At 71.9% G+C, this 22222-nt stretch carries 18 protein-coding genes; 9 read left to right on the forward strand and 9 right to left on the reverse strand.

The window, feature by feature from the left end:
* Window positions 1–21: 21 nt before the first annotated feature.
* The gene (locus ACYQPG_RS03155) at window positions 22–750 is read right to left on the reverse strand and encodes a spermidine synthase (RefSeq protein ID WP_461230230.1); all 729 of its coding nucleotides are present in this window, start codon (window positions 748–750) and stop codon (window positions 22–24) included.
* Between the two features lie 159 nt (window positions 751–909).
* On the opposite strand from ACYQPG_RS03155, the gene ACYQPG_RS03160 reads away from it, so the two are divergent.
* Window positions 910–1161 (forward strand): hypothetical protein, encoded by a 252-nt coding sequence (locus ACYQPG_RS03160; protein ID WP_147856268.1) that lies wholly within the window; start codon window positions 910–912, stop codon window positions 1159–1161.
* Between the two features lie 25 nt (window positions 1162–1186).
* Here ACYQPG_RS03160 and ACYQPG_RS03165 read toward each other — a convergent pair whose 3' ends face one another.
* From ACYQPG_RS03165 to ACYQPG_RS03175, 3 genes are all read right to left on the reverse strand, one after another.
* Window positions 1187–1498, reverse strand: coding sequence for a hypothetical protein (locus ACYQPG_RS03165; protein WP_147909223.1), 312 nt, complete (start codon window positions 1496–1498; stop codon window positions 1187–1189).
* A 15-nt stretch (window positions 1499–1513) separates the two neighbouring features.
* Complete coding sequence (locus tag ACYQPG_RS03170) at window positions 1514–2773, reverse strand: allantoate amidohydrolase (protein ID WP_461230231.1); 1260 nt, start codon at window positions 2771–2773, stop codon at window positions 1514–1516.
* Between the two features lie 130 nt (window positions 2774–2903).
* On the reverse strand, window positions 2904–3089 hold the full coding sequence (locus ACYQPG_RS03175) for a hypothetical protein (RefSeq protein WP_147856265.1): 186 nt from the start codon (window positions 3087–3089) through the stop codon (window positions 2904–2906).
* Between the two features lie 376 nt (window positions 3090–3465).
* On the opposite strand from ACYQPG_RS03175, the gene ACYQPG_RS03180 reads away from it, so the two are divergent.
* Window positions 3466–4020: a PAS domain-containing protein gene (locus ACYQPG_RS03180; protein ID WP_461230232.1), complete on the forward strand. Its 555-nt coding sequence runs from the start codon at window positions 3466–3468 to the stop codon at window positions 4018–4020.
* Window positions 4021–4027: 7 nt separating this feature from the next.
* Here the strand turns inward: ACYQPG_RS03180 and ACYQPG_RS03185 are convergent, their stop codons facing one another.
* The 3 genes from ACYQPG_RS03185 to ACYQPG_RS03195 all read right to left on the reverse strand — a co-directional run bounded on the left by ACYQPG_RS03185 (window position 4028) and on the right by ACYQPG_RS03195 (window position 9459).
* Window positions 4028–4462, reverse strand: coding sequence for a GlcG/HbpS family heme-binding protein (locus ACYQPG_RS03185; protein WP_147856263.1), 435 nt, complete (start codon window positions 4460–4462; stop codon window positions 4028–4030).
* Window positions 4463–4871: 409 nt separating this feature from the next.
* Entirely contained in the window at window positions 4872–8180 is a 3309-nt protein-coding gene (locus ACYQPG_RS03190; RefSeq protein ID WP_461230233.1) for a DEAD/DEAH box helicase, read from the reverse strand.
* A 130-nt stretch (window positions 8181–8310) separates the two neighbouring features.
* Window positions 8311–9459 carry an acyl-CoA dehydrogenase family protein gene (locus ACYQPG_RS03195; RefSeq protein ID WP_461230234.1) on the reverse strand — a complete coding sequence of 383 codons (1149 nt, stop codon included), beginning with the start codon at window positions 9457–9459 and terminating at the stop codon, window positions 8311–8313.
* 380 nt (window positions 9460–9839) lie between these two features.
* On the opposite strand from ACYQPG_RS03195, the gene ACYQPG_RS03200 reads away from it, so the two are divergent.
* Window positions 9840–11891, forward strand: coding sequence for a hybrid sensor histidine kinase/response regulator (locus ACYQPG_RS03200; protein ID WP_461230235.1), 2052 nt, complete (start codon window positions 9840–9842; stop codon window positions 11889–11891).
* A 269-nt stretch (window positions 11892–12160) separates the two neighbouring features.
* Here the strand turns inward: ACYQPG_RS03200 and ACYQPG_RS03205 are convergent, their stop codons facing one another.
* Window positions 12161–13192 (reverse strand): DUF2891 domain-containing protein, encoded by a 1032-nt coding sequence (locus ACYQPG_RS03205; protein ID WP_461230236.1) that lies wholly within the window; start codon window positions 13190–13192, stop codon window positions 12161–12163.
* A 110-nt stretch (window positions 13193–13302) separates the two neighbouring features.
* Between ACYQPG_RS03205 and ACYQPG_RS03210 the strand changes: the two genes are divergently transcribed.
* Window positions 13303–14058 (forward strand): CDP-diacylglycerol diphosphatase, encoded by a 756-nt coding sequence (locus ACYQPG_RS03210; RefSeq protein ID WP_147909219.1) that lies wholly within the window; start codon window positions 13303–13305, stop codon window positions 14056–14058.
* A gap of 111 nt (window positions 14059–14169) precedes the next feature.
* Here ACYQPG_RS03210 and ACYQPG_RS03215 read toward each other — a convergent pair whose 3' ends face one another.
* Complete coding sequence (locus ACYQPG_RS03215; RefSeq protein WP_461230237.1) at window positions 14170–15075, reverse strand: LysR family transcriptional regulator; 906 nt, start codon at window positions 15073–15075, stop codon at window positions 14170–14172.
* Between the two features lie 176 nt (window positions 15076–15251).
* Between ACYQPG_RS03215 and ACYQPG_RS03220 the strand changes: the two genes are divergently transcribed.
* The 5 genes from ACYQPG_RS03220 to ACYQPG_RS03240 all read left to right on the forward strand — a co-directional run bounded on the left by ACYQPG_RS03220 (window position 15252) and on the right by ACYQPG_RS03240 (window position 21790).
* A complete protein-coding gene (locus ACYQPG_RS03220) occupies window positions 15252–16784 on the forward strand; it encodes an ABC transporter substrate-binding protein (protein WP_419829970.1) in 1533 nt (510 codons plus the stop codon).
* A 9-nt stretch (window positions 16785–16793) separates the two neighbouring features.
* Entirely contained in the window at window positions 16794–17711 is a 918-nt protein-coding gene (locus ACYQPG_RS03225) for an ABC transporter permease (protein ID WP_147909217.1), read from the forward strand.
* Window positions 17712–17724: 13 nt separating this feature from the next.
* Window positions 17725–18666: an ABC transporter permease gene (locus tag ACYQPG_RS03230; protein WP_461230239.1), complete on the forward strand. Its 942-nt coding sequence runs from the start codon at window positions 17725–17727 to the stop codon at window positions 18664–18666.
* Window positions 18667–18760: 94 nt separating this feature from the next.
* A complete protein-coding gene (locus tag ACYQPG_RS03235; protein ID WP_461230240.1) occupies window positions 18761–20182 on the forward strand; it encodes a M20 family metallopeptidase in 1422 nt (473 codons plus the stop codon).
* A gap of 3 nt (window positions 20183–20185) precedes the next feature.
* Window positions 20186–21790 (forward strand): dipeptide ABC transporter ATP-binding protein, encoded by a 1605-nt coding sequence (locus ACYQPG_RS03240; protein ID WP_461230241.1) that lies wholly within the window; start codon window positions 20186–20188, stop codon window positions 21788–21790.
* Window positions 21791–22222 lie beyond the last annotated feature (432 nt).

Raw genomic sequence — 22222 nt, forward strand, 5'->3', positions numbered from 1 at the left:
CCGTGGGCGGCAGCCGGACTCTTACCGGGCCATCTTCTCGCGACCGGCCTCGGACCGGGACGGCTCGGCCGGGGCGTCGGTGCGGGTGCCGAGCCAGACCACGTGCTTGGGCCCACTGCCGCGGCCGCTGGCATGGACCCGGGCCTCCTCGACCGCGAAGCCGGAGCGCTGCAGGCGGGCCTTGAACTTCCGGTCCGGAGCGCCGGACCAGACGGCCAGGATGCCGCCCGGCCGCAACGCCCAGCGGGCCCGCTTGAGGCCCCAATTGTCGTAGAGCCGGTCGTTCGAGCGGCGCATCAGCCCTTCCGGGCCGTTGTCGACATCGAGCAGGATGGCGTCGTACTGGCCCGGCCCCGCCTGGATCAGGCGGTTCACGTCGGCTTCCTGCACGTCGACCCGGGGGTCGTCCAGGCAATCGGCGAAGACGTGGGCGAGCGGGCCGCGGGCCCAGGCGATCACGGCCGGCACCAGCTCGGCGACCACGACCCGCGCATCCGGGCCGAGGCCCTCCAGGGCCGCCCGCAGGGTGAAGCCCATGCCGAGGCCGCCGATCAGCATCCGGGGCCGGGGCCGGTCCTTCAGCCGCTCGCAGGTCATCGCGGCGAGCGCCGCCTCGGAGCCGCTGCGGCGGTTGTTCATCAGCTCGATGGTGTCGGCCAGGATCGAGAATTCGTCGCCGCGCTGCATCAGGCGCAGGTCGGTACCGCCCCCCGGGACGGCTCCGGTGTCGAGATGAACCCAGGGTATCACGGACGTTTCCTCGATTGGCGGTGCGGTCGGTCGGGGACCGTCGGCACGAAAGATCACGGCGAGAGCGGGGCCGCGGGCAGGTTCGGCGCTGCGCGCGGCGCAACCCCCTGCGCGCCGGTGCCCCCTGCCGCGCGGGATCGCGGTGGCGTATCAGCACCTATGGCTAAGCGCATCAAGTCGAGACCCCAGGAACGGGGCTTCATTCTGTTCGACGTCGTCTTCGAGGACGGCTCCCGAGCTTCGAACCGCCGTGTGCCGGCCGAGATCCTCGGCGGCCTGGACGGCGACGAGCCGGCCCGGCAGATCATCGCCGAGCAGGAAGAGGAGATTGCCCTTAAGGCCGGACGGCCCGGCCGCGAGATCCAGAGCCTGACGCGCTCGCCGATCATCAAGCCCAAGCCGGTCGTCTGACCGTCCCGCCGCGCGGGCTTCCGGTTCAGACCGCGCCCTCGACCACCTCCAGCGCCCGCAGGATCGCGAAGCCGATCCGCTCCGCCTCGCCCTCCGCATCGCCGGCGGCCGGCAGCAGCGCCACCGTCTCGACGGCGTGCTCGTCCTCCGGGCCGACCACGATCCGGAACACGTCGCCTTCCTGAGCGGCCGGATCGCGGATCAGGCCGACCCGGTGGCCCGCGGCCGCGCCGAACAGGCGTAGCGGCGGCTGATCGGGCTCGGGCTCCGTCCGCTCCGGCGGTGCGGGGCGAGGCGCGCCGAAGGTCGGGCGGATGACGTTGTCGTCGTCGGGCATGCCGAACCAGCCTCCTCAGGAACGCGCGATGCCGGCCGTGGCCAGCACGGCGTCGGCCAGCACCTCCATGCCGGCCCGGGCCCAATCCGGCGTGATGCTCTCGGCCTCATTGTGGCTGATGCCGCCGTGGCACGGGCAGAACACCAGGGCCGCCGGCACCGTCCGGGCGCAATAGACGGCGTCGTGATAGATCGCGGTCGGCATCCGGGTCCAGGCATGGCCCCGCGCCTCGGCCGCGGCCTGGACGCGGTCCACCAGGACCGGGTCGAACGGGGTGAGCGGCGCGCGCCAGAACTCCTCCACCCGGATCGCGACGCCCCGCTCGGCGGCGAGCGCGTCGGCCCGGGCCAGAATCCGCTCCCGCATCGCCTCCAGCTGACCGGAGTCGCCGTGGCGGGTGTCGAGGCTGAACCAGACCCGGCCCGGGGTGATGTTGCGGCTCGCGGGCTCGGCTTTCAGGACCCCCACGGTGGCGCGGCCGCGCTCGCCCTCGGGGCCGACCGCGTCCCGGGCGATCGCCTCGAGCGAGCCGATCAGCGCGGCGGCGGCCATCATGGCGTCCCGCCGGCCGGCCATGGGGCTGCCGGCATGGGCCTCCTCGCCCAGCACGGTCAGCTCGTACCAGATCTGGGCGAGCGCCCGGTCGACCACGCCGATGGTGAGGCCGGCATCCTCCAGGCGCTTGCCCTGCTCGATGTGCAGTTCGAAATACGCGCCGAGCCCGCGAAGATCCGCCGGATCCGCGTCCCCCTGCCAGCCGATCCGGCGCAGCTCTTCACCGAACACGTGGCCGGCGAGATCCCGGGTCGCCATAACGTCGGCCTCGGAGACGATCCCCATGGCGACGCCGCTGCCGCTCATGGGCGGCGCGAAGCGCGAGCCCTCCTCGTTGCACCAGTTGATCAGCAGGAGCGGCGCCTCGGTCTCGATCCCGGCCTCGTGCAGGGCGCGCATGATCTCCAGCCCGGCGAGCACGCCCAGCGGACCGTCGAACTTGCCGCCGGTGGGCTGGGTGTCGAGATGGCTGCCGATGGCGACGGGCTTCCGGCCCGGGTCCCGCCCCGGCCGGTGGAAGACCATGTTGCCGATCCGGTCCACCGTCAGGGTCAGCCCGACCGCCTCGCCCCAGCGCCGGAACAGGGTGCGCCCCTCGGCGTCCCGATCGGTCAGGGTCTGCCGGTCGTTGCCGCCGTTGGGAAGCGCGCCGATCCGGGCGAGCGCCATCAGGTTGTCCCAGAGGCGGTCCTGCGAGAGCGGGAGGTTGGTGCGATCCATAGCGATGCGGTCCCGCGCGCGCCCCGGCCGACCCCGTACCGGCGTCCGCGACGTTAGGCCGTGATCCCGCCCGGCACCAGCAGGGTCGGGGGACATCCCCCCGGCTCCGGTCTCCGTCGCCGACCGGTCCTCAGAGGCTCGGATCCGGGAAATCCTGGGCGTGCAGGCTCCAGATCGCCCGTCCGTCCGCGGCCGAGACGTAGACCGCGTTGGCGCCGAGCGCGGCCAGATCGAGATCGATCCGCTTGGCCGCCGCCACCGCGCCCGCGTCGTCGGCGGCCTCGAAGGTCTGCCGGTACAGGTCCGGGCCAAGCATCCCGTCCGGGTCCCGGCGTATCGCTCTGAAAATGTATCTGCGCATCGAAAGTCCTGGGCCGACACGGTATCCGCGCCGTCGGCACGCTCATCGCAGCAATGCCCGCGCGTTCGGTGACGGACAGACTGCGCCATGAAAAGCTTTACGCCGGGTTTGTGCACTGCGAATGCAGCTTCAGGCGCTCAGGCTTGATCCCCGCCGCTGTCGAGCCGGGGCCGGAGACCCGTGACGACATGTCAGGGCGCGGGGCATGGACGATTTGGATCGATCCGTTGCCTAAGTGCTTGTCGGTTGCAAGTGTCGCACGCGGCTGCCGGCTGTCCCGGGGATGGGCGGGCCGCAACCAGGTTTGGGGGATGGAATGGCATTGGCGTCCATGGCGGCCTCCGCCCTGCAGGATGCGGGTTTCGTCGGTACCTGGGATACGGATGTCTCCGCCGGCCGATCGGTCCTCGACGCGGGCGCGGCCGCATTGCTGTCCGGGAACGAGGGCTTTGCCGGCAAGCCTTTGCCGCTCGACGTCGCCCTGGGACGTGTCCATCCCGAGGATCGCGGCTGGGTCTTCGACGAGATCCGCAAGGTGCGCCGGACCGGCGGCCCGGTCTCGCTGGAGTTTCGCGTCCTGAGCCAGACCGGCGACGTCCGCTGGATCCTCACCCGCGGCCGGCTGGCCCCCGACACCACGGGGGCGCTGCGTGGGCGCGGCGCCTACATCGACGTCACGGACCTGTACGGCGGCACCCCGCCGGGGCGGGACGGCAACCCGATCCAGGTCAAGCCTCCGATCGAGGTCAAGCACCTGGAGGCGGCCGCCGACAACTGCATCCGGGTCCACTCGGCGCTGGAGCGCTACGGCAACCCGCAGCTCCGGCTGATCTCGAGCATGCTGCTGCTCGGGATCGGCCGGGCGCTCGCGCAGCGGGAGCCGTAGGGCGGGTTCAGGTGCGCCAGGGATGGGCGGGAAGCTCGGTCCGGCCGATCGCCTTGGCGCCGGCCTCCGCCACGGCGTGATCGTTCTCCACCGTCGACCCGCTGACGCCGATCGCGCCCGACATGACACCGTCAGCATCGACGATCGGGATCCCACCCGGGAAGGTGATCAGCCCGTCGTTGGAATGCTCGATGCCGTAGAGCGGACCGCCCGGCTGGGACAGCTGGCCGATCTGGCCGGTCATCATGCCGAAGAACACCGAGGTCTTGGCCTTCTTGTGGGCGATGTCGATCGAGCCGACCCAGGCGTCGTCCATGCGATGGAACGCCTTCAGGTTGCCGCCGGAATCGACCACCGCGATGCACATCTGGGTGTCCAGCTCCTTCGCCTTCGCCCGCGCCGCGGCGATTGCCCGCTCGGCCTGCTCAATCGTGACGTGCATGGTGCCTCCCTTGATCGGCCCGGGCCGGCGCAGAGTCGCGGAGAAATTCCAGCGGACTCGGGGCGCCTCCCGTTCTGCGCGAGAAGGCCCGACCGGACGGCGCCGGTCAACTCCGGATCACGCCGATTGCCCCGCCGGACATCGGCGGACGACAGGCCGGGCACCCGCCTTGCACGGGGTCATGGGCGCCCGGCCGTGCGGCCGTACCGGAGACGAAAGGGCAAGAGACCCCGGTACAACGTCGGGACCCGACCGGGCCGGCGCACCACCGGGTGGCACGGGGCGCTCGGTCGGAGTGTAGCCCGCCGCAGATGGGCACCGGCAGCCCTGCTGTCACTGATACGATTGTACCGGTCCGGTCCGGGCAGCCCTCACAAACGCGTGAGCGCAGCCCGGGCGTGGACCAGGCTCAAGCGGCCCGCTCCCGGGCGGCCCGGATGCGGTCGAGGAGGTCGGCCGCCAACGCGGCCCGCGCCTGCGCGTCGGCACAGGCGTGCCGCCAGACCACGCGGCCCTGGCGCAGGATGATCCCGTCCTCGGCCGGCATCGGCGGCAATGGCCGGTCGGACCGGATGTCGGCCGCGACACCCTGGGGACCGCCGCTGAGCCGGGCCACGCCCAGCCCGCAACAGGCGGCGCGCAGCCGCGCCAGGGTGAACAGGGCCAGGACCGGCGCCGGGGCTGCGCCGAAGCGATCCTCGACCTCGCCGGACAAGGCCTCGATCGCCTCGCCGTCGCGCAGGCGCAGCAGCCGGGTGTAGAGGCTCAGGCGGATCTCGGGCTCGGGCACGTAATCCGCCGGGATCCGGCTCGGCAGCCCGATCTCGATCTCCGGGCTCCAATCCTCGGCCGGCTCACCCTTGGCGGCGGTCAGCGCCAGCTGCAGCAGGTGCTGATAGAGGCCGAGCCCGACGAGCTTGGCGTGGCCGGCCTGATCCTCGCCGACGAGATCGCCGGCCCCGCGGAGGTCGAGGTCGCGGGCGCTGACCGCGAAGCCGGCACCCAGCCGGTCCAGGGCCTCCAGGGCGCGCAGGCGCTGGAGGGCAGCGGGCGCCGGCGGCGCGGCCGGATCGCTGAGCAGGTGGACGACCCCGCGCCGCTGGCCGCGGCCGACCCGGCCGCGCAACTGGTGGAGCTGCGCCAAGCCGAACCGGGCGGCCTCCCAGACCAGCATGGTGTTGGCCCGGGGCACGTCGAGCCCGCTCTCCACGATGGCGGTGGCGAGCAGGACGTCACCGTCCCCGTCGGCGAAGCGGACCATGACCTCGTCCATCGCCGACGGCTTCAGGTCCCCGTGCGCCACCAGCACGTTCAGGCCCGGCACGAGGCCGCGCAGGCGCTCGGCCATGGGGCCGATATCCTCGATGCGCGGGCAGACGACGAAGCTCTGGCCGCCGCGGCGATGCTCGCGGATCAGGGCCTCGCGCACCGCGTCGGCATCGAAGGGCGCCACCACGGTCCGGACCGGCTGGCGCATCACCGGGGGCGTGGCGATCACGCTGAGGCTCTGCAGGCCGACGAGCGCCGCCTGGAGCGTGCGCGGGATCGGGGTGGCGGTGAGCGTCAGCACGTGCCCGCCCTCGGCGAGGCGGCGCAGGTCCGCCTTCATCTTGGCGCCGAAACGCTGCTCCTCGTCGATCACCGTCAGGCCGAGATCGGCGAAGCCCACGCCGCGGGCGGCCAGCGCCTGCGTTCCGACCACGAGCCGGATCGAACCGTCCGCGAGACCGGCCTTCACCCGCTTGGCCTCGGCCGGGGAGACCAGGCGCGAGAGCTGCGCGACCTCGATGCCGAACCGTCCGAACCGGCGGCGCAGGGTCTCGACGTGCTGGCGGGCCAGGACCGTAGTGGGGGCGATGAGCGCCGCCTGTTTGCCGGCAAAAACCGTCGCCGCCAGGGCCCGCAGCGCGACCTCGGTCTTGCCGAAGCCGACATCGCCGCAGACCAGCCGATCCATCGGACGCCCGGAGGCGAGGTCGGCCATCAGCGCGTCCACCGCGGCGGCCTGATCGGGGGTCGGGGCGAAGCCGAAGCCGGCGGCGAAGCGCTCCATGTCGCGGGACGGCGGCGCCAGGACGGGGCCCTCGGTATCCCGGCGGGCGCGGGCGGCCTCCAGCATCACCCGGGCGGTCCGGGCCATGGTGGCCTCGGCCTGGAGGCGGCGGCGGGCCCAGGTCCCGCCGTCGAGCTTGTCGAGGGTGACCGCGTCGGGCTCCGGGCCGTAACGCCAGATCCGGTCGGCCTGGGTGACCGGCACCATCAGGATCGCGTCGCCGGCAAAGCGCAGCCGCAAGGCCTCGGAGGGCTCGTCCTCCGCGCCGACGCCCAGCGGGTTCGACACGGGCTCCAGCCCCTCGAACACGCACAGGCCGTGGTCGCGGTCGACCGCGACGTCGCCGGGGCGCAGGTCGACCTCGCCCATCGGCAGGATCGCCCGGGCGGTGCCGGACACCGCGGCGTCCGGCCCGAACAGGTCGGCGGCGGCGAACACCGTCGCGCCCCGCCCCTGGACCTTGAAACCGGCGCCGATCGGCGCCTCCAGGGCGAGAATGTCGCCCGGCGCCGCGTCGGAGAGGTCGGACCAGCCGTCGATCAGCCGGACCGGGCGCTCGGCGATCTTGCCGGCCTGGCGCACGAGGCGCCGGAGCGGCTGGCGCGAGCCCGCCAGCACGACGACGTCGCCCGCCTTCAGCCGCTCGCGCATCGCCTTGGCGAAGGCCGCCTCGGGCCGCCGCTCCCGGGCGAAGACCGGGACCCCGAGCGGCTCACCCGCCGCGTCGGTGGCCACCGCCCGGGTCAGCTCGGCCACGACGGCCCGCCACGCCTTCGGCGCGAGGTAGAGACCGTCGCCGCCCTCGGCGCGGCCGCCGCGGGGCGCCCGGCGGGCGCCGGCTTCCTCCATCTGCTCGTAGAAGGCGTCGACCCGGGCCTGCGTCCCGTCCTCGACGACCAGGCGGGCCCCCGGCACGTAATCGAGCAGGGTGACGAGACGCGGATAGTAGCGTTCCAGGCGGTGCTCCTGCCCGGTGAAGGGCTCGAAGCTCTGGCCGGAATCCGGGGCGAGGACGATCTCGGTGGCCGGGTCGATCACCAGATCCGCGACTTCGGCGACGGAGCGCTGCGAGATCGGATCGTAGGAGCGGATCGCGGTGACGCGCCCGTCCGCGTGCTCGATCCGGCAGGGCCGCGGGGCGGCCGCCGGAAACACCTCGACGGTGCGACCCCGGACGGCGATCTCGCCGGGCTCGTCGACCCGCTCGTCGAGGATGTAGCCGAGGCGCTTGAGGCCGGCCATCACGGCGGCGACGTCGAGTGGGTCGCCGACCCGGAACGTCACCCGGGCGTCGGCCCAGGTCTCCGGCGGAGGCACCCGCTGGATCAGTGCCGGAGCCGTGGTCAGCACGAAGTCCGGCAGGGCGTCGCGGTCGGTCAGCCAGCGCATCACGGCAGCCCGGGCGCCCATCGTGGCCCGCGACGGCGAGGCGTGGTCGAGCGGCAGGCAATCCCATTCCGGGTAGACGGCGACCCGGATGTCGGGATCGAGGGCCTTGAGCGTCGCGGCCAGCTCCTCCAGCCGCCGGGCATCCCGGGCCACGTGGACCAGCGGGGCCGCGTCCTCGGCCAGATCCAGCAGTGCCACCGCCAGCGCCCCCGTGGGCATCAGCGGCGCGTCCTCGGTCTCCTGGTGGGCGACCGTCTTCGTCCTGCGCTTGGCCATGCTGATCCGAACCTGTCCCGGATGCTGCAAACGCTGGCTGGCCGTGAGGGCTCCCGGCTGCCGGCCCCGGATTCACAGACGCGATGCCGCATTTGAAAACGCTTGCGTCTCGAATCCGGGCGTTCCGGGTTCAGGCCTCGCCCGACCAGAGGTCGCCACTCGCCCGCGCGTCGCGCAGCACGTGGCGGGCGCCCTCGGTCAGCGCCCGGTCGGGGCCGGGCTGGCGCAGGTAGGTCGCGAGATCCCGGGTCAAGCGCTCCAGCGGGTGGTCGCGCAGGAAGCCCTGCAGCCCGACCGAGCGCTGCGCCCGTTCCAGCAGGTCGAGCCCGGCGCGTTCCACCGCGAGGCGGGCGAGGTTCACGTAGGCGATGATCCCGTCCGGATCGCCCTCCTCGCCCACGATCGCGGCGGCCCGCGCCACCCAGAGGCGCGCGGTCTCGGCCGCGATCACGCCCTCGCCGAGGCGGGCGAGCTGGTGCGGGTCCTCGCCGCGGCCGGTGGCGACGAGATGGCCGCGCCACGCGTCGAGCAGCGCCTCCAGGCCGCCGAGCTGCACCGCGAGGAAGCGCCAGGCCCCCCCCGAGAAATGCGGCTGCACCTGATAGTCGTCGGGCGCGCCCACGGGCGTGAAGCGGTCGGCGCCGAGCCCGGTGAAATCCACGGTGCCGGTCGCCGAGGCCCGCATCCCCTGCGCGCGCCAAGCCGACAGATCCGCCCGCTCGCCGGGCTCGAGGGCGACGACGATCATCTGCGACCCGGGCGCGTCGGGCTGCGCGGTCACGAGGGCGCGGGTCACGAACCCCGCCCCCGACGCGAAGGTCTTCACGCCCCGCAAGGTCGGGGCGCCTCCGGTGGCGTCGATCTTGAGGCCTTCGCCCGGCGGCTCGGTGTTCCAGACCCCGAACAGATGGCCCTGGACGGCATCGGCCAGCAAGGCGCTGCGCGCCTCGCCGTCGGCATAGCGGGCGACGAGCTGCACCGCGTTGACATGGCCCTCGTACACGCGCCCCAGCGCGAGGCTGCCGGACCCGACATGGGTGAGCACGGCCTGGAGAATCGCCCCGTCCGGCTCCTCGCCGAGACCGGCGCCGCCCGCGCGATGGGGCACCGGCGCGGCCAGCAGCCCCACCCGGGCGAGTTCCGCGACATCCTCGGCCGGAAAGCCGCCGTCGTGGTCGTGGCGTCCCGCCCGACGCGCCGCATCGGCCGCGACCGCGCGGGCCGCCGCAACCGGATCGCCGCGCGTGCCCCAGGCGATATCGTTGAGTCTGAGGTCCACACCTGCTCCGGTCATGACGAGCCCAGCGCGTCGTCCCGCACCCGATCGCCGGGGCGGCGCGCCAGGTCTTTTAAGCTTCGCGACATCGTGTTCAGAAGGGAGGGAACCATCTTTCGGTGCGATGATCTGACGAAGCAACTCGCTGCCTCCGCCATCGATACGCCGTGCGACGATACTGCGCATCGCAAACCATCGGTCCGCGGCCACGGCGCCCAGCACCCGGCGACGCGGCGATCTGCATCGGTCGGACCTGCCTCAAACCCGAAGCTACGCGTTGTAGGAAGGGCCGGCTCACCAAGCCGTCAAGCTGTGGTTGATCGATCCGATTTGGGAGGGTCGTTGCCGTGGGATATGACGCAGCCGTGTCGCGGAACGAGACCATGTCCTGCCCGTCCGGCTTCGAACGCCATCATCCCCAGCGCCTCGCGGCTCTGCGCGGCTATGCCATCCTCGACACCGCGCCCGAGCCCGCCTTCGACGAGATCGCGCAGATCGCGGCTGCGTCCTGCGGCACCACGATGGCGCGGATCACCTTCGCGGATGCCGACCGGCACTGGACCAAGGCCGCGTTCGGCCACGACGCGCCGGACCGGCCCATCGAGACCGGCCTCGGCCTCGAGACCCTGAGCCGGGACGGCGCGCTGGTGCTGACGGATTGCGGGCCGATCGCGGGCGAACCGGGCCTGCGCTTCTTCGCCGGCGTCCGGCTCGTGACCCCGGACGGCTGGCCGATCGGCACGCTCAGCGTCCTCGACCGCGAACCGCGCAGCCTGACCGGGCCGCAGGTCTTCGTCCTCGAGGCCCTCGCCCGGACCCTCATGGACCTGCTGGAGGCCCGGGCCGCCGCGATGGCCCGGCACCGGGACGAGGCGCTGCTGCAGTCCCGCGCCGAGCGCCTGGAGGCGCAGGTCGCCGCCCAGACCCGGGACCGCGACCGGGTCTGGACCCTGTCGCCGGTCCTGAAGATCGTCTCGGACAAGGACGGGCAGGTCCAGTCGGTCAATCCGTCCTGGAGCCGGGCGCTCGGCTGGTCCGAGGACGAGACGCTGGGCCGGACCGCCCTGGATTTCATCGCCCTCACGGACCGCGAGGCGGCGCGCGAGGCGCTGAAGCCCCTCTGCGAGGACCAGCGGGTGGAGGATGTGGAACTGGCCTGCACGACCCGCGACGGCGACCGGCGGCGGGTGCTCTGGACCGTCGTCCCGGAGGACGGGCTGTTCTACGGCTTCGGGCGCGACATCACGGAGCAGCGCCAGGCCGAGGAAGCCTTGCGGCAATCGCAGAAGCTGGAGGCGATCGGCCAGCTTACCGGCGGCGTCGCCCACGACTTCAACAACCTGCTGACCATCATCCGCTCGTCGGTCGAGTTCCTGCGCCGGCCGGAACTCGCCGAGGAGCGCAGGCGCCGCTACCTCGACGCGGTCTCGGACACGGTCGACCGGGCGGCCAAGCTCACCGGGCAGCTCCTGGCCTTCGCCCGGCGCCAGGCGCTCAAGCCCCAGGTGTTCGACATCTGCGCCCGGCTGCGCAGCATCTCCGACATGCTCGATTCGGTCACGGGCGCGCGCATCCGCGTGGAGACCGAGCTGCCGGGCACGCCCTGCTTCGTGCGGGCGGACGAGAGCCAGTTCGAGACCGCGCTGATCAACATGGCGGTGAATGCCCGCGACGCGATGGACGGGGAAGGCAGCCTGACCCTGCACCTCGAGAGCGGCCGCCCGATGCCGCCGATCCGCGGCCATGCCGGCGCCCGGGGACCGTTCGTGGCCGTGATGGTGGTCGATACCGGCACCGGCATTCCGGCACCGGATCTCGGCCGGATCTTCGAGCCGTTCTTCACCACCAAGGAGATCGGCAAGGGGACCGGGCTGGGGCTCAGCCAGGTCATCGGATTCGCCAAGCAGTCGGGCGGCGATATCGACGTGGCGAGCCTGCCCGGGAGCGGCACGCGCTTCACCCTGTACCTGCCGCAGGTCGACGCCCCCGTGGAGGTGGCCGATCCGGGCCGCGACGACCGCCGCGAGCCGGAGCCGCAGCGGAGCCTGTGCATCCTCGTCGTGGAGGACAATCTCGGGGTCGGGCGCTTCTGCACCCAGATCCTGGAGGATCTCGGCCACGCGCCGATCTGGGCGAAATCCGCCGAGGAGGCCCTCGCCGAGCTGCAGCGGACGCCGGATCGCTTCGATGCGGTGTTCTCGGACGTGGTCATGCCCGGGATGGGCGGCGTCGCCCTCGCCCGGGCCCTACAGGTCACCCGCCCGGAGCTGCCGGTGGTCCTGACCTCGGGCTACAGCCACGTCCTGGCCACCGACGACGCGCACGGATTCACGCTGGTGCGGAAGCCCTATTCGGCCGAGCAGCTCGCCCAGGTGCTCCACGAGGCGACCCAGCGCCGGGACGGGCGGGGAACAAGGTCCCCGCTCTCCGGTTGACGCGATGCAGCACGGCGATGGCGTCGCCGCGCTGCTGCCCCTCGTGGGCGTTTCCTCCCAAGACTTCGGACCGCTCTTTCGGGGGCGGTCCTTTTTTGTGCGTCGCGCGTGCAGCCGGCGAGGAACAACGCCGCCTGCGGCAAAAGGTTCTCAAAAACCTCTCATCTTTGCAGCCGTTTCCGATCGCCTCGCCGAGGGGAGCGGCTCTCGGTCCATGATTCAGCACGCTCGCGGACGCCGAACCGGCATCCGCTGCGGCGGCAGGTGCCCTAAGCCGCGAGCTGGCCGGATTGCGTCTCGGTGTCCAGTGCCAGCAGCGCGAAGGACGCGAGCCAGTGCTCGCCCATGTAGTCGCCGGTCACGTGCGGGAGGCCGGCCTCCAGATGCGCCTCCGCGGCGGCCTGGAGCCGCGGGCGGCGGGGATCGTCCCCGCCCAGGGCGGCGGCGAGCGACCGGAAGCACCAGGCGCGGCTGAGGTTCAGCCCGTCGAGATGGGCGATCTTGCCGTCGCTGCGGTCGGTCACGCGGGCGGGCCGGAACAGGGTCGCGGGCCGCCCCGCGGCGAGGTCCGGCAGGAACCGGTCGAACCAGGGCCGGAACCGCTCCGGCGGCAGGAGGCGGCGCAGGCATTCCGCCTCGATCAGCGCCGATGACAGAAAGTCGTCGCCCCCCGGTTCGCCCCAGGCGGGGCAATCCACGTCGGCCCCGTACCAGCGCTCGGCGGTGGCTCGCAGCAGACCGGACAGGGCCGCGTCCTGCGCCCCGTCGGCGTAGTCGGCCGCCAGCCGCAGCGCGAAGGCTGTGTTGAAATGTGTGCCGACCCGCACCGGATAGGGGGCGATCGGCAGGAAGTCCCGGACGCGCTGCGCGATCAGGCCGGTGAGCGGCGCCAGGGCCTCGGCCCAGCGGCGCTCGGGCAGGCGGGACAGCGCGTCGGCGAGCTTCAGGAGCCAGGCCCAGCCGTAGGGCCGCTCGACCCCCCGGGCGGCCGGCGCGGCGAAATACGCGCATTCCCCGGCGACCTTCTCGGGCACTAGCTGGGCATCGAGATGCGCGCGGATCGCCCCGGCCTGCGCGCCGTCCGGGAACAGCCGCAGCACCCGGGCCAGCAGCCAGGTGCCGTGGACGCAGGAATGCCAATCGTAGCTGCCGTGGAAGACCGGATGCAGCGCGGCGGGCGTGCGCGCGTCCTCCGGGCCCGCCAGGACGTGCCCGGGCGAGTTGGGATATTCGCGGGTGAGATGGCCGAGGGCGACGGCGGCGAAGCGGGCGCCGATCTCCGGGGTGAGCGCAGTCGGCATCACGGGCTCCCATTGGGGCGTCGGACGCTTTGCCGGCGCAGTCCCGGATCGGTTATCGCAAGCGCGGCGAACCGGGCAGCCCCGGAGGTGCGCCGTCACTGGGATGTTCCATGCGCCGTGCGCCGATCACCGCCCTCCTCGTCGTGCTCGCGATGCCGGCCGCGGCGGCGCCCGATCCCAGCCGGGACGTCCTGTGGGCCGCGCTGAAGACCTGCGTGCTCGCCAAGCGGCTCGCCGACCGGACCTTCCCGTGCCTCTCGGTGGATCTCGGCGACAAGGACCGCCCCGGCACGGCGGTTCTGCGCGCGCCCGGCGAGCCGACCCACATCGTGGTGATGCCAACCGACACCACCGCCGGCCTGGAGGCCCCGGTCCTGCGCGGGAAGCGGGGTGCCGCCTATTGGCGGGCGGCGCTGGCCGCGCGCCCGTTCGTGTCGGACGCCCTCAAGGGCAAGCTGCCGCCCGAGGCCGTGGGGCTGGCGGTCAATTCGGCCCGGGGGCGGAGCCAGGACCAGCTCCACATCCACCTCGACTGCCTGAAGCCCAGCGTGCTGGCCGCCGTGAAGGCGCATGGCCGCCAGATCCGCGGGACCTGGACTCGCTTCCCGGTGCCGCTCGCCGGGGACCGCTACCACGCGATGCGGGTGCCGGAAGCCGAGGCCGAGCGCTTCAACCCGTTCGCGGCCCTGCGCACCCTGCCGGGTCCCCGGCCGGACCTGCACCGGACGAGCTTCGCGGCACTCGCCACGCCGCCGGGCGATCCCGAGCCGGGTTTTCTGCTCCTGGCCTACCGGGCGCCGAGCGCCAGCGCGGAGGACGTGATGGACCATAGCTGCGCCATCGCGTCGGGCCGCGGCGGCGCCTGACGCGGCGGCCTCGAGCGTTCTCCGACGAAGTGGAGACCGGTTCGACTCAAGAGAACGCGGCAAAACAAGAACTTAGAGCCGTGCTTGATTGCAACGCGATCGGGCACGGCTCTAAGCAGAACCTGCCGGCGGCGGCAGCGCGTCCAGGAGCTGGCGCAAAAAGCCCCGCACCGCCCGGGGCAGACGCCGGTCGCGCATCGCCTGGATCTGGATGTTCCGCGAGAGGCTCGCCTGGGCGCGGATCGGCAGGCTGACCAGGGCGTTCAGGTCCAGCGGCGTGCGCATCGAGAGCGCCGACATCAGCGCGAGACCGCGGGATCTGCGCACGAACGGCAGTTGGGTGGCCAGGTTGTTGGCGGTCAGGACCGGCTCGATCACGATGCCCTCCTGCAGGCAGGCGGCGTCGAACACCTGCCGCAGGGTCGTGTCCCGGGTCGGCAGGGCGATGGGATAGTTCGGCAACTCGGACAGCTGCACCACCTTCGCCCGCGCCAGGGGATGGTCCGGGGCGGCGAGCACCAGCATGTCGACCTGTTCGTCATACAGCACCTCGACCTGGGTGGACGGCGCGAGTGCGAAGGTGATGCCGAGGTCGGCCTCGCCGGCGGCCACGATCTGGGTCACCTGGGCGGGGGGCAGCACGGTCACCTCGAAGCGCAGGCCCGGATGCGCCGCGTGGAAGGACGCCACGGTGCTCGGCACGATGTCGAGCGAAAACCCCTCGGAACTCGCCACCCGGATCAGGCCGCGGGCGAGGCCTTCCAGCTCCCGGATCTCGGTGACGACCTGCTCGGACCGGATCAGCATCTGGTGCGCGTGCTGGGCCAGGAGCTCGCCCGCCGGGCTCGGCACCATGCCGCGCGGGCGCCGCTCGAACAGCACGCAGTCGAGTTCGGCCTCCAGGTTGCCGATCTGCCGGCTGATCGCCGAGGCGGCGACGTTCAGCTGGGCCGAGGCCGCCGCGATCGAGCCGGTGCGGGCCACGGCCAGGAAGTAGCGCAGCCCTGTCGTCTGCATTATCCTGCCTCGATATCACTTATGGCGCATATCCGTTGCCCAGATGGCAACGCACCGCTCGCCAAATTCTACTTGTTGCGATCCCAGATGCACAACATCATCGCAGGGTGAAAAAGGCGGCAGTCGCGGAGATCCTCCCCGACATCCTGCCCGTCGTCGTCGGAGACGGAATCGACATGCCGGTACGGACGATCACCCTCACCGCGTCGCTGGCGGCTTCCCTGATCGCACTGGTCGCGGCGAGCCCGGCCCTGGCCGGCAAGGCCGACGACACCCTGGTCTACGCCTCCGACAGCGAGCCCGAGAACGTCAGCCCCTATCACAACAGCGCCCGCGAGGGCGTCATCCTGGCCCGCAACTGCTGGGACACGCTGCTGTGGCGCGACCCCGCGGACGGCACCTACAAGCCGATGCTCGCCACCGCCTGGACCTGGGCCGACGACACCACCCTGGACCTGACGATCCGCGAGGGCGTGACCTTCCACAACGGCGACCCGCTCGGGCCCGAGGACGTCGCCTTCACGTTCAACTTCATGCTGACGCCCGAGGCCCGCACGGTCACCCGCCAGAACGTCGACTGGATGAAGTCGGTGGAGGTCACCGGCCCGCACAGCGCCCGGATCCACCTCAAGGCGCCGTTCCCGGCGGCACTGGAATACCTCGCCGGGCCCATGCCGATCTTCCCGGCCTCCTACTTCAAGAAGGTCGGCCTCGACGGCTTCGCCAAGGCGCCGATCGGCAGCGGCCCGTACAGGATCACCAAGGTCGATAGCGGGCGCGGCGTCTCCATGGAGCGCTTCGCCAAGTATTGGTCGGGCAGCCCGCTCGGGACGCCGAAGATCGGCAAGCTGCAGTTCCGGGTCATCCCGGACGGCGAGAGCCGGATGGCCGAGCTGATGACCGGGGGTGTCGACTGGATCTGGCGGGTGCCGAGCGACCAGGCCGAACAGCTGCGCGCCGCGCCCAACGTCACCGTGCTCAACTCCGAGACCATGCGGGTCGGCTTCCTGCAGTTCGACACGCTCGGCCGCGCCAAGGAGAACTCGCCGCTCAAGGACGTGCGGGTCCGGCAGGCGATCTCCTACGCCATCGACCGCAAGGCGATGGTCGATAACCTCGTGCGCGGCGCCTCGCGGGTGATGAACGCGCTGTGCTTCGTCGATCAGTTCGGCTGCAACGACCAGGGGGTGATGCGCTACCCCTACGACCCGGCCAAGGCCAAGGCCCTGCTCAAGGAAGCGGGCTACGCGAACGGGTTCGAGATCGACCTCGGCGCCTATCGCGAGCGGGACTACGCCGAGGCGGTGATCGGCTATCTCGGGGCGGTCGGCATCAAGGTCCGGCTCAACTACCTGCGCTACGCCGCGTTCCGGGATGCCCTGCGGAGCGGCAAGGTCTCGATCGGCTATCAGACCTGGGGCTCGTTCTCGGTCTACGACGTCTCGGCCTTCGACGGGGTCTTCTTCCGCGGCGGCGAGGAGGACCTGACCAAGGATCCGCAGGTGATCGCCGACCTGCAGGAGGGTGACGGCTCCACCGACCCGGACAAGCGCAAGGCCGCCTACGCCAAGGCGCTCCAGCGGATCGCCGCCCAGGCCTACGCCCTGCCGATGTTCTCGTACGCCACCAACTACGCCTTCACGTCGGACCTGAACTTCACCGCCCAGCCGGATGAGGTGCCGCGCTTCTACGCGGCGTCCTGGAAGTAGGCCGCTCGCGTGCTGGCCTTCACGCTCCGGCGCATCCTGGTCGCCCTGGCGGTGGCCTTCACGGTCTCGGTGGCGAGCTTCATGCTGCTCCACCTCTCCGGCGACCTCGCCACGGCGATTGGCGGGCCGGAGGCCACCGGGCCCCAGATCGTGCAGATCCGCAAGGATTACGGCCTGGACCAGCCTCTGCTGACCCAGTTCCTCGCCTGGGGTTGGCGGGCGCTGCACCTCGATTTCGGCAATTCCTTCTACTTCCGCGAGCGGGTGATCGACTTGCTCGCCGCCCGCCTGCCGATCACGCTCTATCTCGGGATCATCGCGCTCGCGGTGGCCCTGTTCGTGGCGGTGCCGCTCGGGGTGATCGCCGCCGTCCGCCGCGATACCTGGATCGACCGGCTCGCCCTGTCGGTCTCGGTGCTGGGCCAGGCGATGCCGAGTTTCTGGTTCGGGCTGACCCTGATCCTGATCTTCTCGGTCAACCTCCGCTGGCTGCCGGTCTCGGGCAACACCGGCTGGAAGAACTTCGTCCTGCCCGCGGTGGCGCTCGGCTACTACGCCATGCCGGCGGTGATGCGGCTCACCCGCAACGGCATGCTGGAGGTGCTGGCCTCGGATTACGTCCGGACCGCCCGGGCCAAGGGGCTGCCGACGCGCAAGATCCTGGTCCGGCATGCGCTGCGCAACGCCGTGATCCCGGTGATCGCCCTGGCGGCGGTGCAGTTCGGCTTCATGCTCGGCGGTTCGATCGTGATCGAGGCGGTGTTCTCGCTCCAGGGGCTCGGCCAGCTCGCCTGGGAATCGATCGCCCGCAACGACTTCCCGGTGGTCCAGGCGATCGTGCTGGTTCTGGCGATGATCTACATCGCCCTGACGCTCGCGGCCGACCTGCTGAACGCCTTCCTCGATCCGCGCCTGCGCCAATCGTGAGGACGCTCGCCCCATGAGCCTGCCCCCCGACACGGCGGCGCTCGCCGCCCCCGCCTTCCCCCAAGACGTCGGGGTGCCGGCCGCCCTGGCGCCGGTGCGCTCGCCGACCGGCCTCGTGCTCCGGCGCGGCCTGCATCACGCCGGCTTCCTGATCGGGGCCGGCATCCTCGGGGTGATCGTGCTGGCCGCGCTGGCCGCACCGCTGATCGCCCCGCACGACCCTTATGCGCAGGACGTCTCGCGCCGCCTGATCCCGCCGATCTGGCAGGCCAAGGGGACCTGGGACCACGCGCTCGGCACCGACAAGCTCGGGCGCGACTACCTCAGCCGCCTACTCTACGGCGGCCAGATCTCCCTGTTGATCGGGATCTCGGCGGCGCTGATCTCCGGGCTGATCGGCACGGTGCTGGGCCTCTGCGCCGGCTATTTCGGCGGCTGGGTCGATTCGGTGGTGAGCTACATCGTGACCACGCGTCTGGCGATGCCCGTGGTGCTGGTGGCGCTGGCCATGGCGTCGCTGGTCGGCGGCTCGCTCAAGGTCGTGGTGCTGGTGCTGGGCTTCCTGCTCTGGGACCGCTTCGCCGTGGTGACCCGGGCCGCCACCCAGCAGATCCGCAACCAGGATTTCGTCTCGGCCGCCCGCGCTTCGGGCCTCACCGACCTGCGCATCATCCTGCAGGAGATCCTGCCCAACATCCTCAACGCGCTGATCGTCGTGGCGACCCTGGAGATGGCGCACGCGATCCTGCTCGAGGCCGCCCTGTCGTTCCTGGGGCTCGGGGTGCAGCCGCCGCTGCCGTCCTGGGGCCTGATGATCGCGGAGGGCAAGCAGTACATGTTCTTCCAGCCCTGGGTGATCACCATCCCGGGCGTGGCGCTCCTCTTCCTCGTGCTGGCGATCAATCTCCTGGGCGACGGCCTGCGCGACATCACCGCCCCCGAAGCCCGGCACTGACCAGACGTCCGGAAGTGCCCCGGGCCGGCCGACAGGCTCGGGCAGCGCGGGATCCATTCCGGCCAGAACCGCAATGTTTCACGGGAAACACACCATGACGCGAGACGACGCCATCGCGCGCGCAACCGACACCTTCGACGCCGGGGCGTTCCTCGCACTCCTGCGGGAGGCGGTCGCCTACCCGACCGAGAGCCAGGCGCCGGGCCAGGAGGCGGCCCTGCACGCCTATCTCGACACCTTCATCACCCCTCTCGTCACCCGCCTCGGCTTCGAGACACCCAAAAAACACGACAATCCGGACGGGGTGCACGGCCCGTTCCTGATCGCCGAGCGGCACGAGGGACCGGACCTCCCCACCGTGCTGATCTACGGCCACGGCGACACGGTGCGGGGCTATCCCGAGCAGTGGCGCACGGGGCTGGGCCCCTGGGAGATCGTGGTCGAGGGCGACCGCTGGTACGGGCGCGGCACCGCCGACAACAAGGGCCAGCACGTCCTCAACCTCGCGGCCCTGGAGCAGGTGATCGCGGCGCGCGACGGCCGCCTCGGCTTCAACGTGAAGCTGCTGATCGAGATGGGCGAGGAATCCGGCTCGCCGGGCCTGCGTCCGTTCTGCCGCGCGCACGCGGAGGCCCTGCGCGCCGACGTGCTGATCGCCTCGGACGGGCCGCGGCTCAGCGCCGAGCGCCCGACCCTGTTCCTGGGCTCCCGCGGCGCCTACAATTTCGAACTGAGCCTGAACCTGCGCGAGGGTCCGCACCATTCCGGCAATTGGGGCGGCCTGCTGCGCAACCCCGGCACGGTGCTGGCCTCGGCGATCGCCTCGATGGTCGATGCCCGCGGCAGCATCCTGGTCGAGGCCCTGCGGCCGCCGCCCATCCCCGAGGGCGTGCGCACGGCGCTCCGCGACATCCGGGTCGGCGAGGATCCGACCGCCCCGACGATCGATTCCGATTGGGGCGAGCCGGGGCTCACCCCGGCCGAGCGGGTCTTCGCCTGGAACACCCTGGAAGTCCTCGCCTTCAAGACCGGCGATCCGGAGGGACCGCTCAACGCGGTGCCGCCCCACGCCAAGGCGACCCTGCAGCTGCGCTTCGTGGTCGGCACCGACTGGAAGAACCTGATCCAGAACGTGCGCGCGCATCTCGACGCCAACGGTTTTCCGATGATCGAGGTCCGGCCGGCCCGGGCTTCGGAGGTTTTTCAAGCGACCCGGCTGCCGGTGGAAGACCCCTGGGTGGAATGGGCGCTTCTCTCGATCGAGGCGAGCGCCGGAAAAAAACCGGCCCTGCTGCCCAATCTCGGCGGTTCGCTGCCGAACGACGCCTTCTCGGAGATCCTCGGGCTGCCGACCCTGTGGGTGCCGCATTCCTACCCGGCCTGCCGCCAGCACGGGCCGGACGAGCACATGCTCGCCTCCAGCACCCGCGAGGGCCTCGCGATCATGGCCGGGCTGTTCTGGGATCTCGGCGAGGCCGGGCCGGACATCCTGCGCCGCCGCGCCGCGAGGAGCTGAACCATGAGCGAGCCGGTCGTCCGCATCCGTGACCTGACGATCGCGCTCCCCAAGGGCGCCGACCGTCCCTACGCCGTCGAGGGCCTGAACCTCGACCTGGAGCCCGGCAAAATCCTCTGCGTGGTCGGGGAATCGGGCTCCGGCAAGTCGATGAGCGCCTACGCGCTCACCGGCCTCCTGCCCCGGGCGCTCAAGCCCGAGGGCGGTTCGATCCTGTTCGAGGGACGGGACCTGCTGAGCCTGGACGAGCCGGCCTGGCGCGCCCTGCGCGGCCGGCGGATCGCCATGGTGTTCCAGGAGCCGATGACCGCGCTCAACCCGGTGATGCGCATCAGCGACCAGATCGCCGAGATGTTCGAGGCGCATAACCTGCTCACCCGGGCCGAGCGGCGGGCCCGGGCGGTGGCCTTGGCGACCGAGGTCGGGCTGTCCAACCCCGAGGAGGCGGTGCGGGCCTATCCGCACCAGCTCTCCGGCGGCCAGCGGCAGCGCGCGATGATCGCCATGGCGCTCGCCCTGGAGCCGTCGGTCCTGGTCGCCGACGAGCCGACCACGGCGCTCGACGTCACCACCCAGGCCCAGATCCTGAAGCTGATCCGCGAGTTGCAGCGCAAGCGCGGGATGAGCGTCCTGTTCATCACCCACGATTTCGGCGTGGTCGCGGAGATCGCCGACCACGTGGCGGTGCTCCAGCGCGGCCGGCTGGTGGAATCGGGCAGCGCCGAGGCGGTGCTGCGCGATCCCCAGGCCCCCTACACGAAGGCGTTGCTCGCCGCGGTGCCGAGCCTGACCCCGCCGGTGCGGGCCAGCGTGCAGGCCTCCCCCGTGGCCCTGTCGGTGATCGGGCTGTCCAAGACCTACACCACCAAGGCCGGCCTGTTCGGCAACCCCCGGGTGGTCGCGGCGGTCAAGGAGGTCGCCTTCGACGTGCGGCGCGGCGAGACCCTGGGGCTGGTCGGCGAATCCGGCTCCGGCAAGTCGACCACGGCGCGGCTCGCGATCCGGCTGATCGAGCCCGACGGCGGCACCGTCCGGCTCGGCAGCCTCGACTACACCGCGCTCCGGCGTGCGGACCTGCGCGCTCAGCGCAGCCGCATCCAGATGATCTTCCAGGACCCGTTCGCCTCGCTGAATCCGCGCCGCACCGTGGAGCAGATCATCATGGCGGGCCCGGTCGCCCACGGCGTTCCGGCCGCGGAGGCGCGGGAGCGCACCCGGAGCCTCCTCGACCTCGTCGGCCTCGACCCGAAGGCGGCCGCCCGCTACCCGAACGCCTTCTCGGGCGGCCAGCGCCAGCGCATCGGCATCGCCCGGGCGCTCGCCATGGAACCGGACGTGCTGGTGGCCGACGAGGCGGTCTCCGCGCTCGACGTCTCGGTCCAGCGCCAGGTGCTGGACCTGCTGGAGGACCTGAAGCAGCGGCTGTCGCTGGCGATGCTGTTCATCACCCACGACCTGCGGGTGGCGGCCACGATCTGCGACCGGATCGCCGTGATGCATCGCGGCGCCATCGTGGAGATGCGCACCACCGCCGACCTGTTCGCGGCCCCGGAGCACGCCTACACCCGCAGCCTCCTGGCCGCGGTGCCGGGCGCCCGCGCTTCGTAGCGGCGCTTCGTGGGTTGAGGGAGGGGGCGTCCACCGCCCTCCGCTTATCCGCGGCCCATCGAGGCGCCGCGTCGGGCCCGCATCGCAGGGCGGCGCCCGAGGCCCGTCCCGTCGCCTTTCGATGGATGCCGCGGGATGCCGTGGGACACAGAGACAAGTTTTTTGGACGAAGTCGGTCTGTCGTGCTTCGGGCCATCCGGTAGAATGGCCACGTTGTCGAGGGTCGAGCGCCCCGGCGGACCTACGGCCGACCGAACCGTCCGTCTCCGCTCGCGCCTCGAACGCGGACGGGGACTATTTGACGTGTCGTTCTCAGCCAAGCCCGATAAGCCCCAGTCCCCGCGCAGGCGGTCCCTGCCGGACGGGCAACCGTCCCGGCGCCAGGGATCGGCGCAACGGGCCGCGCGCGGGCCGGCAACCGGCGAACGCCAC

The sequence above is a fragment of the Methylobacterium sp. CM6246 genome, from assembly GCF_054818005.1.

Bases quoted from the DNA above. Each gene is read 5' to 3' on its own strand.
- ACYQPG_RS03160 (WP_147856268.1), top strand. From the start codon at position 910: ATGGCTAAGCGCATCAAGTCGAGACCCCAGGAACGGGGCTTCATTCTG.
- ACYQPG_RS03165 (WP_147909223.1), bottom strand. From the start codon at position 1,498: ATGCCCGACGACGACAACGTCATCCGCCCGACCTTCGGCGCGCCTCGC.
- ACYQPG_RS03170 (WP_461230231.1), bottom strand. From the start codon at position 2,773: ATGGATCGCACCAACCTCCCGCTCTCGCAGGACCGCCTCTGGGACAAC.
- ACYQPG_RS03175 (WP_147856265.1), bottom strand. From the start codon at position 3,089: ATGCTTGGCCCGGACCTGTACCGGCAGACCTTCGAGGCCGCCGACGAC.
- ACYQPG_RS03180 (WP_461230232.1), top strand. From the start codon at position 3,466: ATGGCGGCCTCCGCCCTGCAGGATGCGGGTTTCGTCGGTACCTGGGAT.
- ACYQPG_RS03185 (WP_147856263.1), bottom strand. From the start codon at position 4,462: ATGCACGTCACGATTGAGCAGGCCGAGCGGGCAATCGCCGCGGCGCGG.
- ACYQPG_RS03190 (WP_461230233.1), bottom strand. From the start codon at position 8,180: ATGGCCAAGCGCAGGACGAAGACGGTCGCCCACCAGGAGACCGAGGAC.
- ACYQPG_RS03200 (WP_461230235.1), top strand. From the start codon at position 9,840: ATGTCCTGCCCGTCCGGCTTCGAACGCCATCATCCCCAGCGCCTCGCG.
- ACYQPG_RS03205 (WP_461230236.1), bottom strand. From the start codon at position 13,192: ATGCCGACTGCGCTCACCCCGGAGATCGGCGCCCGCTTCGCCGCCGTC.
- ACYQPG_RS03210 (WP_147909219.1), top strand. From the start codon at position 13,303: ATGCGCCGTGCGCCGATCACCGCCCTCCTCGTCGTGCTCGCGATGCCG.
- ACYQPG_RS03215 (WP_461230237.1), bottom strand. From the start codon at position 15,075: ATGCAGACGACAGGGCTGCGCTACTTCCTGGCCGTGGCCCGCACCGGC.
- ACYQPG_RS03220 (WP_419829970.1), top strand. From the start codon at position 15,252: ATGCCGGTACGGACGATCACCCTCACCGCGTCGCTGGCGGCTTCCCTG.
- ACYQPG_RS03230 (WP_461230239.1), top strand. From the start codon at position 17,725: ATGAGCCTGCCCCCCGACACGGCGGCGCTCGCCGCCCCCGCCTTCCCC.
- ACYQPG_RS03235 (WP_461230240.1), top strand. From the start codon at position 18,761: ATGACGCGAGACGACGCCATCGCGCGCGCAACCGACACCTTCGACGCC.
- ACYQPG_RS03240 (WP_461230241.1), top strand. From the start codon at position 20,186: ATGAGCGAGCCGGTCGTCCGCATCCGTGACCTGACGATCGCGCTCCCC.